Source organism: Kitasatospora sp. HUAS MG31 (assembly GCF_040571325.1).
Classification (GTDB): Bacteria; Actinomycetota; Actinomycetes; order Streptomycetales; family Streptomycetaceae; genus Kitasatospora; species Kitasatospora camelliae.
The window spans coordinates 1,845,235-1,857,605 of sequence record NZ_CP159872.1 but is presented as its reverse complement, the minus strand read 5'-3'; the positions used below and the strand labels follow the sequence as shown (position 1 = coordinate 1,857,605).

The window sequence follows — 12,371 nt, the reverse complement described above, 5'->3', positions numbered from 1 at the left end:
GCGGTTCAGCCGAGCGGGATGTCCCGGTCGCGCAGCGCGGCCAGGGCCGGTCCGTACATCCGGGACTTGATCGTCCCGAGTGCCGGGCCGGCCTTGGCCGTGTGGGCGGCGGCGAGCTCCACGGCGGTGCGGCGGACGGCGTCCTCGGCCGTGGTGTGCTCCACGATCGCGGCCGCGCGGGCGTCCCGGCCGCCGTAGCGCCGGCCGGTCACCATCGCCTCGTGCGCGGTCGGCACGGTCAGCCGGGCCTGGATCAGCGCGGACATCCCCGGGGTGAACGGAATGCCCAGGTCGGCCTCGGGCAGGCACCAGTAGCCGCGGTCCTCCCGCATCACCCGCAGGTCGTGGGAGAGCGAGAACATCGCCCCGGCCGCGTACACGTGGCCCTGCAGCGCCGCCACGGTGACCATCGGCAGGGTGAGCAGCCGGGCGAACAGCCCGTGCACCCGGGCGAGGTAGTCCACCGCCTGGTCGGGGTGGGAGAACAGCCACTCCAGGTCCAGGCCGTTGGAGTAGAACCTGCCGGTGGCGGCGGTCACCAGGGCCTTCGGGCCCTCCGCCTTCTCCACCTCCTCCAGCAGCCCCTCGACGGCGGCCAGCCAGTCGGGGTGGAAGCGGTTCTCGGTGTCGCCGAGGTCGAGGACGAAGACGTCCCCCTCGCGGTCGAGCGTGGGCATGGCCCCTCCTTGCGCGGACGGCGGGCGCCGCGGACGCCCGGGGGAGCGGCACCGTGCGGGTGCCGGTCCCCGGGCGGGCCGACGGCCGCGGCACCCTGCGGCAGCGGATGCTACTCGTCGGTAACTACGGTGGACCGCATGCTACCCGGGCCCGCCCCGGCTGTCTGCCCCCACCGCGTCCGGCCGCCTCGGGCCGCCGCCGGCGCCACCACGCCGGAACTCCGCTACAGGGGACGGACGGTGAGGATCTGGACGGCGGTGCCGACCGGTCCTTCGAGGTCGTGCAGGACGCTGTGGGTGAGGCCCTGGGCGGTGGGGCCGAGGCTGACGGTGGTGTCCAGGCCGGTCCAGGGGCCGCGCGGCTGGCGGTGGAGGTGCACGGTGAGGTCCGTGTTGGGGAACATCCACGCGGTGGGGTCCTGCTGGACGGCTATGCCGTTGGCGGTGTCCACCAGGGCGAGCCAGGAGGCGAGCGGGCTGCTCGGCTCGCCGGCCACCAGCTCGACCCGGCTGGAGATCCACGCGGCGGCGCGACCGCGCCGGGCCGGCTCCGACCGGCGGACCTCGACGGAGGAGACGTAGCCGCCGTCCCACAGGTCGCTCATCGCCCACGGCGTGAACTCCTCGGGCGGGGCGAGCCGTTCGTGGGGGCTGTCCGCCACCTCGGCGGTGTCCAGGGTGGTGAGCAGCCAGGCGCGGGCCCGCACCACCGGGCGGTCGGCGATCCGCACCACCGCTTCCAGCAGCTCCACCGTGCGGCCCGGCCGGACCGTCTCCACGGTGATCTCGCACTCGTCGAGCGCGATCCGCCCGAGGATGTCGTAGCTGATCCGGGCGAGCGCCAGGCCCTGCCCGGGACGGTCCGCCAGGTGCCCCTCGATCGCGTGGACGACCAGTCCGGCCAGCGGGCTGAAGTGCTGCTCGGCGGTGTTCCAGGCACCGCCCGCGTGGGCCGTCGGCTTGAAGCGGTGCTCACCCACCCGCTGGTAGTAGCTGTCGGGTACGGCGGCGTGGGCGGTCAAGGGAGGAGTCTCCTCGGGCTGTCACAGGCGGAGCGGGGGCACGGTCGGCGCCCGCGAGGATCGTAGGACGGCGAACGGCCCCGGGGCGCTATGACGCCCGCCACACTCCACCCGGCCCGGGCCGCGCCCGACGGGATGATTCAGCCTCAGCTGAATCCGTGGCAGCCGGGCCGGTGCAGGCCGCAGGATACGGGGCGCCGGGCGGCGCACAGGCCGCCGGCCGTGAATCCCCCTGTACGAAGGCCGGTGACCCCCATGTCCCGTGACACCTCCGCCACCTCCCGCGACCGCGCCCTGCGGCTGCGCGCGCTCGCCGAGGACGGCGTGCTCGTCCTGCCCAACGCCTGGGACGCGGGCAGCGCCGCGGTGATCGCCGCCGCGGGCGCCCCCGCCATCGCCACCACCAGCGGCGGCGTGTCCTGGTCCCTGGGCCGCTCCGACGGCCAGCGGCTCGACCGGGCGGAGGCCGTCGCCGCCGCCAGCCGGATCGCCGCCGCGGTCGACCTCCCGGTGACCGTCGACGCCGAGGGCGGCTACGGGCCCCGGCCGGCCGACGTCGCCGAGACCGTACGGGACCTGATCGGCGCGGGTGCGGTCGGCGTCAACCTCGAGGACTCCGAGGCGGTCGGCGGGCCGCTGTTCGCCGTACCCGGGCAGGCCGAGCGCCTGCGGGCGGCCCGGCGGGCGGCAGAGGAGGCGGGACTGCCGGAACTGGTCCTCAACGCCCGCACCGACGTCTTCCTGTTCGGGCTCGGCGGCCTGGACGAGGTCCTCACCCGCGCCCACGCCTACGCCGAGGCGGGTGCGGACGGCCTCTTCGTCCCCGGCCTGCTCGACCTGCCGGTGCTGGCCGAACTCTGCGCCCGCTCCCCGCTCCCGGTGAACGCGATGGCCGTCGACGGCGGGCCGGGCGTCGCCGAACTGGCGGCCGCGGGCGTCCGGCGGATCAGCGTGGGGACGGGCCTCGCCCAGGTCGCCTACACCGCGGCCCGCCGGGCCGCCGCCGAACTCCTCGGCCCGGGCACCCTGGCCGAACTGGACGGCTCCCTCTCCTTCGGCGACCTCGACGCCCTCCACCGCCGCCGACCGGTTGCGTGAAAGGACACGCCTGCCCGGCCCGGTGCCGGCGAGTCCACGACGTGGGACGCGGGGGCGGGGGGCGGGTGGGGCGAGGCAGGATGGCGGGACCCCGCCGATGGCGGAACCCCGCCCGCTGTCCTGCCTGGAGTTGCCCGTGACGGTCGTCGAGATACCCGGATCCAAGTCGATCACCGCCCGGGCGCTCTTCCTGGCCGCCGCCGCCCGCGGCACCACCACCCTGCTGCGCCCCCTCAGCTCCGACGACACCGAGGGTTTCGCCGAGGGCCTGACCAGGCTCGGCTACCGGATCGACCGCGACCCGCACGCGTGGCACGTGGAGGGCCGCCCGCAGGGCCCGGCGTCCGACGCCGAGGTGTACTGCAGGGACGGCGCGACCACCGCCCGCTTCCTGCCGGCCCTGGCGGCCGCCGGGCACGGCGAGTTCCGGTTCGACGCCTCCGCGCAGATGCGCCGCCGCCCGCTGGGCCCGCTCACCGAGGCGCTCCGCTCGCTCGGCGTGGACCTGCGGCACGAGGAGCGGGAGGGCCACCACCCGCTGCGGATCTCCGCCCGGGGTGTCCGCGGTGGCGAGGTGACCCTGGACGCGGGCCTGTCCTCGCAGTACCTGACGGCGCTGCTGCTGCTCGGTCCGCTCACCCGGGAGGGCCTGCGGATCACCGTCACGGACCTGGTCTCGGTGCCGTACGTGGAGATCACCCTGGCGATGATGCGGGACTTCGGGGTGGAGGTGAAGCGCGAGGGGAACGTGTTCACGGTGCCGCCGGGCGGCTACCGGGCGACCACGTACGCGGTGGAGCCGGACGCCTCGACGGCGAGTTACTTCTTCGCCGCGGCGGCGCTGACCGGTCGCGAGGTGACCGTGCCGGGGCTGGGAGCGGGGGCGCTCCAGGGCGACCTGCGGTTCGTGGAGGTGCTGGAGCGGATGGGCGCCCGGGTCCGGATCGGCACCGACCAGGTGACCGTGGCGGGGCCGGGCGGCGAGGGCCTGTCGGGGCTGACGGTGGCGATGCGGGACATCTCGGACACCATGCCGACCCTGGCGGCCATCGCGCCGTTCGCCACCGGCCCGGTGCGGATCGAGGACGTGTACAACACCCGGGTCAAGGAGTGCGACCGGCTGGAGGCGTGCGCGCAGAACCTGCGGCGGCTCGGGGTGCCGGTGGAGACCGGCCGGGACTGGATCGAGATCCGCCCGGCCCGGCCGGTGGCGGCGGAGATCGCCACCTTCGGCGACCACCGGATCGTGATGTCCTTCGCGGTGACCGGGGTGCTCACCCCGGGCCTGACCTTCGACGACCCGGGCTGCGTCCGCAAGACCTTCCCCGGCTTCCACCAGGCGTTCGCGGAGTACCTGGCCTGACCCCGGCTGGCCCGGCCCGACCCGGCGCGGCCCGGCCCGGCGCGGAAAGCAGGAGGGCGCGTAAGGTGTTCCCTCACGCGCCCCTCCGGTGTCCGCCCTACCGCGGGCGCCGTCACGACCCGACGGGCTCTTGCGCCGCCGGCTCCTCGACGGCCTCCGGGCGTCGGCGGGCCAGCTTGGTGCCGAGCCGGTCCAGACCGATCACCAGGACGCCGAGCACCACGAACTCGACGGTCAGCTGGGCTATCTGCCCGGCCACCCAGCCGTAGCCCTCGGTGCCCGGGTCGAGGAAGAAGTACGGGTACTTCAGCGGGAAGTCCGGGAAGAGGATGGCCCGGGTCTCGGTCACCACGGCGTAGCCGAGCGGGAAGGCGAGCCACAGCGGCAGGTCGCGCCAGCGCGAGGCGTTGCGCGGCTTGAGGACCAGCCAGTCGATCATCACCATGATCGGCGTGGTGTAGTGCAGCAGGAAGCTCGACCAGTGCTGCAGCATGTCCGGTCCGGAGACCAGGCCGGGCAGCGGGTTGGCGCCCTTCTCCAGCAGGATGTGCGCCACCAGGCCGGTGATCGTCAGGTACAGGGTGACGGCACCGCGCAGCCGGGGGGCCGGCGCGTCGACGGTGCCGCGCTTGACCATCCAGTAGACGGCGCCGATGAAGTAGCCGAGCGTGAGCACGTTGCTCTCGATGGTGAAGTACACCAGCGAGCTGTTGCTGAGGATCAGCCCCAGGCCGCCCGAGGCGACGATCGCTGTGCGCCACCAGAGCGCGGGTCGGGTCCAGACGGTCATGCGGTCACCGGTTCTTCGTCGTTCTGCGGTGCCCCCCGTGGGCACGATCGTCGAACTCTACCCGCCGGTAGAGTGCGGTGGAACCCGTGTCCGCGCTGATCAGGACGGCCGGGGACCCGCCTTCGGACCGCCTCCGACCCCCGGTTAGCGCGGCCGGACGAACCCCGACTCGTACGCGGCGATCACCGCCTGTGTCCGGTCCCGGGCGCCGAGCTTCGCCAGCACGCTCGCCACGTGCGACTTGACCGTCTCGGGGCTGACCACCAACCGCTCGGCGATCTCGCCGTTGCTGAGGCCGGCGGCCATCTGCCGCAGGACCTCGGCCTCGCGCTCGGTGAGCCGGTCCAGCGGGCCGCCGGGGCGCCGTCGAGCGGGCCGCCGGGCGGCGAGGTCCCGGACGGCGGAGGGGAAGAGCAGCGACTCGCCGTGGGCGGCGAGCCGGACGGCGTGCACCATCTCCTCGGCCCGTGCCCGCTTGAGCAGGAACCCGGCGGCCCCGGCGCGCAGCGCCTCGTACACGTAGTCGTCGTTCTCGAAGGTGGTCACCACGAGGATGCGCGGGGCCGGGTCGAGGGTGGCGACCAGGTGTTCGGTGGCGCGGATGCCGTCCACCTCGGGCATCCGGACGTCCATCAGCACCACGTCCGGGCGCAGCTCGCGGACCAGGGGCACCACCTCGGCGCCGGTGGCGGCCTCGCCGACCACGGTGAGGTCGGGTTCGGCGTCCAGGACGATCCGCAGCCCGGCCCGGACCAGCCGCTCGTCGTCCGCGATCACCACCCGGATCGGCGCCCGACCCCCGTCCGGCCCCCTGCCCGGCCCTGCACCGTCCGTCCGTCCCCGGTCCATCGCGTACCCCCGCTCCTCCATGCGTTCCGGCCCTTCCGGTCCACCGTCGGCCCCGACCAGGCCGTCGCTCATGTCGCCGTGTCCGGCAGCCGGGCGGCCAGCCGCCAGCCGCGGCCGCCGTCCACCGGTCCGGCCTCGCAGTGGCCGCGCAGGGCGGTGGCCCGTTCGGCGATGCCGCGCAGGCCGCGTCCGCCGCCGGGTCGGCTGGGGCGGGCGGCGCCGACCGGGTTGGTGAGCTCCACTTCCAGCCGTCCGTCCCGCCGCTCCAGCCGCAGTGCGGCGTCGACCGGGCCGGCGTGCCGCAGCACGTTGGTGAGGCCCTCCTGCACGATCCGGTACGCCTCCCGGGAGACCGCCTCCGGCAGGTCGGCGAGGCCGGGGCCGAACCGGGCCGCCACGGTCACCCCGGAGCGTTCCGTCTGCCGCAGCAGCACGGCGAGCCCGGCCAGGGTGGGGCCGCCGCCGGGCTGCTCGGGACGGTCCTCCTCGCGGAGCAGGCCGAGGACGGTGTCGAGTTCGGCGACCGCGGCGCGGGCGGTCTCCTCGATCGCGGCCAGCGCCTCGGCGGCGACCGCGGGGTCGCTGCGCAGGACCCGGCCGGCGGCCGCGGCCTGGATGGTGACCGCGCTGAGGGCGTGCCCGACCGAGTCGTGCAGCTCGCGGGCCAGCCGGTTGCGGTGGGCCAGCTCCACGGCCCGCCGTTCGGCGGCGGCGAGCCGCTCCCCGGGGGTGGGGCCGAGCAGCCGAGGCGCGGCGTACGCGAGCAGGGCGCCCGCGCCGGCGTTGGCCAGCACCAGCAGCAGGACCAGGCCGGCGGCGAGCACGGACGAGGGCAGCGGGTCCGGGCCGAACCAGAGCAGCCGCCACTCCGGGACGGGGAAGAACAGCAGCGTCACCACCGCGGGCGGGATCGCCAGCGACATCCCGGCCACCACGCCGCCGAGCAGCACGTGCAGGACGAACCAGGCGGCGGTCCGGCGCCGGGCCTCCCAGGCGCGGGAGGGCACCACGGCCAACTCCCCCGCGGCGCCCGCGCAGAGCGCCCGGGCGGCGGTCGCCTCCAGCACCCGGACCACCGGGACCAGCGCGGTCACCGCGGCCAGCGGCAGCGAGGTGCCGAGCGCCGCGAACTGCACCAGCACCGTGTGCAGCGGGTCGTCGCGGTGGAACAGCGTGCCCAGCACCACCAGCGAGAGCAGCCAGTACGGCATCAGCAGCGCCCCGCCGAGCACCAGGTGCACCCAGCGCAGGGCGGCCCGGCGTCCGATCAGTGCACTCACCGGGCTGACTCTACGTCAGCCCGCGCGGACGCGTGTTCGATCAGGGCGATCGCCCCGACCACCAGGATCAGCAGCCCCGCGTCGGCCTCGGCCGCCCCCAGCAGGTGGGTGGCCGGCGGCACCGCCTTCGCCGGGTCCGGTGCCGTGGTGCGCAGTCCGCCGGCCAGCAGGACCCAGCAGCCCCAGCCGAACACCGAGCCGCCGGCCGTCCAGACCGCGGCCAGCGGCCCGCGCAGGCCGAGCCCGGGGCCGGCCCGGAACACCACCACCGCCAGGGCGGCCACCGCGACCGGCGCGGCGAGGGCCCACACGCCCTGCAGGGAGGTGAAGCCGTGACCGCGGCCGTCGACGGTGTCGGCGGACAGCCCGGTGGTGCCGCCCAGGCACCAGTACAGGTGGGCGGCCGTGACCGGGAGGGCGAGGACGGCCGCCGCGCCGACCAGCACCCGCTGCAGCGGCAGGGTGGCGGTGTCCGGCAGGTCCCGGACCCGGGCCCGCAGCAGGCCGCCCCAGCGCCCCCGCGCGTACAGGCCGAACGCCCCGGCGAGGGCGGCGCCCTGGACGGCGAAGCCGCCGTACACCAGCAGGTAGACCCACGGCCGCAGGAACCCGTCGGCGGCCGGGGCGGCCTCGCCGCCGAGCAGCAGGGTGGCGGCCGCGGTCAGCGCCAGGGCGAGGAGCAGCGGGCCGAGCAGCCCGGTGGCCACCCACATCGGGAGGACGACCAGCCCGGCCGGCAGGCGCTGCCCCCAGGGGCGGGCGAAGGCCAGGGCCAGCAGGGCGGCCACGCCGTCCATGCCGAAGGTGACCAGGTTCAGCAGCCACAGGGCCGGGTCCTCGGCGGTGGCCGGATCGACCATGCCGACCGTGCTGCCGCACAGCCAGAGCAGCTTGAGGGTCAGGTACGGCAGGGTGGCGGCCACGGCGAGGGCGGCCAGGCCGGGCCGGAGGGTGCGGTCGGCGGAGAGGTCCATGCCCACGACCCTGCCGCCGACCGGGAGGGTGGCGCGTCGGCTCACGGATCGATCCCGCTCCCCCGCGCGGGGGAGCGGGACCGGCGGAGATCCAGCGGCCTCAGAAGATGAGGTTCGCCCGGCGGTGGGTGTGGTCCTCGATGCCGGAGGCGGCCTTGTTGATCAGCTCGTGGGCCAGGTTGGAGCAGGCCCGCGCGGCGGCCAGTTCCTCGCCGATGGTGGAGTCCGGGGTGTCGTCCGGGTTGCGGCGGGCGACGCCCACACCCCGTACCCCGGGGGCGCTGAAGCCGCTGAGCGACGCGGTGCAGGAGGTACGGTTCTCGTCCTCCTCGAAGTTGAGGTCGACGATCCAGTGGTTCTGCATGGTCGATCACCTTCTTCCCGGTGGAGATCGTCAGCCCCAGAATCCGCCCGGGGGAACCGGTTGGCAAGGCCGGACCGCCCCGGCGCGCCGCCCGGTCCCGGCGGGCGGCGGGACCGCCCTTGTTACCGGCGAGTTGCATGCCTATCATCGCGACTGTGACAGCTTTACTGTCAAACCTCGGAGGGCTCCGGTGACCGACACGTCCAACCCGTCCGGACCGCTGGCCGGCGTCCGGGTCGTGGAGCTGGCCGGGATCGGCCCCGGGCCGTTCGCCGCGATGCTGCTCGCCGACCTCGGCGCCGACGTCGTCCGCGTCGACCGCCCCGGCCCGCCCGCCCTCGGCCCCGACCCGGCGCACGACCTCACCAACCGCAACAAGCGCTCGGTACTGATCGACCTCAAGTCCCCCGGCGGCCCCGGCCTGGTCCTCGACCTGGTCGAGCGGGCCGACCTGCTGATCGAGGGCTACCGCCCCGGCGTCGCCGAACGCCTCGGCGTCGGACCGGACGCCTGCCTCGCCCGCAACCCCGCCCTGGTCTACGGCCGGATGACCGGCTGGGGCCAGGACGGCCCGCTCGCCCAGCACGCCGGCCACGACATCGGGTACGCCGCCACCGCCGGCGTCCTCGGCCTGATCGGCACCCCCGACCACGCCCCCGGCATCCCCGCCAACCTCCTCGGCGACTACGCCGGCGGCTCGCTCTACCTGGTCGTCGGACTGCTCGCCGGCCTCCACCACGCCCGCGCCACCGGCACCGGCCAGGTCGTCGACGCCGCCATCGTGGACGGCGCCGCCCATCTCACCGCCCTGCTCTGGGGCCTGCTCGCCGCCGGCCAGTGGCAGGACCGCCGCGGCACCAACCTGCTGGACGGCGGCGCCCCCTTCTACGCCTCCTACCGCACGGCGGACGGCGGGTACATGGCCGTCGGGGCGCTGGAGCCGCAGTTCTACGCCGAGTTCGCCAAGCTGCTGGAGCTGGGCGCGGACGCGCCCGGGCAGTGGGAGGTCGCGCGCTGGCCGGAGCTGCGGGAGGCGATCGCCGGGCGGTTCGCGACCCGCACGGCGGAGGAGTGGACGGCGCTGTTCGAGGGGACGGACGCGTGCGTCGCCCCCGTCCTCACCCTGCGGCAGGCCGCCGCCCACGACCACCTCGCCGCCCGCGGCACCTACACCGACCACGCCGGGATCACCCAGCCCGCCCCCGCTCCCCGCTTCTCCGCCACCCCCGCCACCCTCCGCCGCCCCCCGTCCCACCCCGGCCAACACACCGCCGAAGTGGCCCACGACTGGTCCGTCCCGGGCCTGACCCCATGAACCAGGTGCATGCGGGTGCGCCGAAGGGGGCGCGCCCCGTCAGAAAGGATCCCCCCGTGCAACGCGAGCTGTACGAGCCCGAGCACGAAGCCTTCCGGGAGACCGTCCGGGCCTTCCTCGCGAAGGAGGTGCTCCCGCACTACGACCGCTGGGAGCAGGCCGGCGTCGTGGACCGCTCCGCCTGGCTCGCCGCCGGCCGGCAGGGCCTGCTGGGCCTGGCGGTGCCGGAGGAGTACGGCGGCGGGGGCAACCCGGACTTCCGGTACCCGGCGGTCCTCGCCGAGGAGTTCGTCCGCGCCGGCGTCAGCGGCCTCGCCCTGGGCCTGCACAACGACATCATCGGCCCGTACCTGACCTCCCTCGCCACCGAGGAGCAGCGGCAGCGCTGGCTGCCGGGTTTCTGCAGCGGCGAGCTGGTGACGGCGATCGCGATGACCGAGCCGGGCACCGGTTCGGACCTGCAGGGGATCCGGACCTCCGCGGTGGACAAGGGTGACCACTACCTGCTGAACGGTTCCAAGACGTTCATCTCCAACGGCATCCTCTCCGACCTGGTGGTGGTGGTCGCCCGGACCACTCCGGAGGGCGGCGCGCACGGCCTGAGCCTGCTGGTGGTGGAGCGCGGCATGGCCGGCTTCGAGCGCGGCCGGAACCTCGACAAGATCGGCCAGAAGTCCCAGGACACCGCCGAGTTGTTCTTCACCGACGTGGTGGTGCCGAAGGCCAACCTGCTGGGCGAGGAGAACCAGGGCTTCCTCTACCTGATGCGCAACCTGGCCCAGGAGCGGCTGGCCATCGCGGTGGCGGCGATCGCCGGCGCCGAGCACCTGGTCGAGCTCACCACGGCGTACGTCAAGCAGCGCACGGCGTTCGGCAAGCCGCTGGGCAAACTCCAGCACGTCCGGTTCGAGATCGCCGAGCTGGCCACCGAGTGCGCGGTCACCCGGACCTTCGTGGACCGGTGCATCACCGAGCACAACCGGTACGCGCTGACCCCGGTGGACGCGTCGATGGCCAAGTGGTGGGCTACCGAACTGCAGAAGCGCACCGCCGACCGGTGCCTCCAACTGCACGGCGGCTACGGGTACATGACCGAGTACCCGGTGGCCAGGGCGTTCACCGACAGCCGCATCCAGACCATCTACGGCGGGACCACCGAGATCATGAAGGAGATCATCGGCCGCTCCCTCCTCGACTGACCCCCGCCGCCCCGCCCGAAGCCCCGAAGCCCCGAAGACCCACCCCGAAACCCCCTCGCACCCGATCAGACCCCGACCGGACTCGACCGATCGGACCCGACCGATCCGAAAGGATCCACCGTGACCACCGAAGCGTACGTCTACGACGCTATCCGCACCCCACGCGGCCGGGGCAAGGCCAACGGCTCCCTGCACGGCACCAAGCCGATCGACCTGGTCGTCGGCCTGATCCACGAACTCCGCGACCGCTTCCCGACCCTGGACCCGGCCGCGATCGACGACATCGTGCTCGGCGTGGTGAGCCCGATCGGCGACCAGGGTTCGGACATCGCCCGGATCGCGGCCATCGCGGCCGGCCTGCCGGACAGCGTCGCGGGCGTCCAGGAGAACCGGTTCTGCGCCTCCGGCCTGGAGGCCGTCAACCTGGCCGCCGCCAAGGTCCGCTCGGGCTGGGAGGACCTGATCCTGGCCGGCGGCGTCGAGTCGATGTCCCGGGTCAGGATGGGCTCGGACGGCGGCGCCTGGGCGATGGACCCGATGACCGCGTACGAGACGGGCTTCGTCCCGCAGGGCGTGGGCGCCGACCTGATCGCCACCGTCGAGGGCTTCTCCCGCACCGACGTGGACGCCTTCGCCGCCGAGTCCCAGGCCCGCGCGGCCAAGGCCCAGGCGGACGGCCTGTTCGACCGCTCGGTGGTGCCGGTCAGGGACCGCAACGGCCTGGTGGTGCTGGACCGCGACGAGTTCATCCGCCCGGCCACCAGCGTGGAGTCGCTGTCCGCACTCAAGCCCTCCTTCGCCCGGATCGGCGAGGACGGCGGCTTCGACGCGGTCGCCCTGCAGAAGTACCACTGGGTGGAGGCCATCGACCACGTCCACCACGCCGGCAACTCCTCCGGCATCGTGGACGGCGCCGCGCTGGTCGCCATCGGCAACCGGGAGGTCGGCGAGCGGTACGGGCTGACCCCGCGGGCCCGGATCGTCTCCGCCGCCGTCTCCGGCTCCGAGCCGACCATCATGCTCACCGGCCCGGCCCCGGCCACCCGCAAGGCCCTGGCGAAGGCGGGCCTGACCGCCGCCGACATCGACCTGGTGGAGATCAACGAGGCGTTCGCCGCTGTGGCGATGCGCTTCATGCGCGAACTCGGCTTCCGCCACGACCAGGTGAACGTCAACGGCGGCGCGATCGCCCTGGGCCACCCGCTCGGCGCCACCGGCGCCATGCTGATCGGCACCCTGGTCGACGAGCTGGAGCGCCGCGACCTGCGCTACGGCCTGGCCACCCTCTGCGTGGGCGGCGGCATGGGCATCGCCACCGTCATCGAGCGCCTCTGACCCGCCCCCGGCCCACGGGCCGGGACCACCGTCCCGGGCCCGCCGGCCGGGCCACCCCAGGACCGCCACCACCCTCGGGGCGCGCTCCGCGCGGCACCCCTGTCT

At 74.8% G+C, this 12,371-nt stretch carries 12 protein-coding genes; 5 read left to right on the top strand and 7 right to left on the bottom strand.

Going from position 1 to position 12,371, the window contains the following annotated elements:
• Positions 1-5: 5 nt before the first annotated feature.
• Positions 6-677 carry an enoyl-CoA hydratase-related protein gene (locus ABWK59_RS08705; RefSeq protein WP_354639321.1) on the bottom strand — a complete coding sequence of 224 codons (672 nt, stop codon included), beginning with the start codon at positions 675-677 and terminating at the stop codon, positions 6-8.
• A 224-nt stretch (positions 678-901) separates the two neighbouring features.
• Positions 902-1,699 (bottom strand): thioesterase family protein, encoded by a 798-nt coding sequence (locus tag ABWK59_RS08700; RefSeq protein WP_354639319.1) that lies wholly within the window; start codon positions 1,697-1,699, stop codon positions 902-904.
• 255 nt (positions 1,700-1,954) lie between these two features.
• Here ABWK59_RS08700 and ABWK59_RS08695 point away from each other — a divergent pair, with 255 nt between their 5' ends.
• Positions 1,955-2,797: an isocitrate lyase/PEP mutase family protein gene (locus ABWK59_RS08695; RefSeq protein WP_354639318.1), complete on the top strand. Its 843-nt coding sequence runs from the start codon at positions 1,955-1,957 to the stop codon at positions 2,795-2,797.
• Positions 2,798-2,933: 136 nt separating this feature from the next.
• Positions 2,934-4,160: a 3-phosphoshikimate 1-carboxyvinyltransferase gene (gene aroA, locus ABWK59_RS08690; protein WP_354644874.1), complete on the top strand. Its 1,227-nt coding sequence runs from the start codon at positions 2,934-2,936 to the stop codon at positions 4,158-4,160.
• A 112-nt stretch (positions 4,161-4,272) separates the two neighbouring features.
• On the opposite strand, the gene ABWK59_RS08685 is transcribed toward aroA, so the two are convergent.
• The 5 genes from ABWK59_RS08685 to ABWK59_RS08665 form a co-directional block, all read right to left on the bottom strand.
• The gene (locus ABWK59_RS08685) at positions 4,273-4,950 is read right to left on the bottom strand and encodes a Pr6Pr family membrane protein (protein ID WP_354639316.1); all 678 of its coding nucleotides are present in this window, start codon (positions 4,948-4,950) and stop codon (positions 4,273-4,275) included.
• A gap of 144 nt (positions 4,951-5,094) precedes the next feature.
• Positions 5,095-5,736 (bottom strand): response regulator transcription factor, encoded by a 642-nt coding sequence (locus ABWK59_RS08680; protein ID WP_354644873.1) that lies wholly within the window; start codon positions 5,734-5,736, stop codon positions 5,095-5,097.
• Between the two features lie 131 nt (positions 5,737-5,867).
• Positions 5,868-7,079: a sensor histidine kinase gene (locus ABWK59_RS08675; protein WP_354639315.1), complete on the bottom strand. Its 1,212-nt coding sequence runs from the start codon at positions 7,077-7,079 to the stop codon at positions 5,868-5,870.
• Positions 7,076-8,098, bottom strand: a complete 1,023-nt coding sequence (locus ABWK59_RS08670) for a hypothetical protein (protein ID WP_354639314.1) — start codon at positions 8,096-8,098, stop codon at positions 7,076-7,078. The genes ABWK59_RS08675 and ABWK59_RS08670 overlap by 4 nt, the downstream gene beginning before the upstream one ends.
• A 55-nt stretch (positions 8,099-8,153) precedes the next feature.
• On the bottom strand, positions 8,154-8,417 hold the full coding sequence (locus ABWK59_RS08665; protein WP_354639313.1) for a DUF1876 domain-containing protein: 264 nt from the start codon (positions 8,415-8,417) through the stop codon (positions 8,154-8,156).
• Positions 8,418-8,607: 190 nt separating this feature from the next.
• On the opposite strand from ABWK59_RS08665, the gene ABWK59_RS08660 reads away from it, so the two are divergent.
• The 3 genes from ABWK59_RS08660 to ABWK59_RS08650 all read left to right on the top strand — a co-directional run bounded on the left by ABWK59_RS08660 (position 8,608) and on the right by ABWK59_RS08650 (position 12,266).
• Entirely contained in the window at positions 8,608-9,732 is a 1,125-nt protein-coding gene (locus ABWK59_RS08660) for a CaiB/BaiF CoA transferase family protein (protein WP_354639312.1), read from the top strand.
• 56 nt (positions 9,733-9,788) lie between these two features.
• Positions 9,789-10,931, top strand: a complete 1,143-nt coding sequence (locus ABWK59_RS08655) for an acyl-CoA dehydrogenase family protein (RefSeq protein ID WP_354639310.1) — start codon at positions 9,789-9,791, stop codon at positions 10,929-10,931.
• A 120-nt stretch (positions 10,932-11,051) separates the two neighbouring features.
• A complete protein-coding gene (locus ABWK59_RS08650) occupies positions 11,052-12,266 on the top strand; it encodes an acetyl-CoA C-acetyltransferase (protein WP_354639308.1) in 1,215 nt (404 codons plus the stop codon).
• The last annotated feature ends 105 nt before the right edge of the window (positions 12,267-12,371 follow it).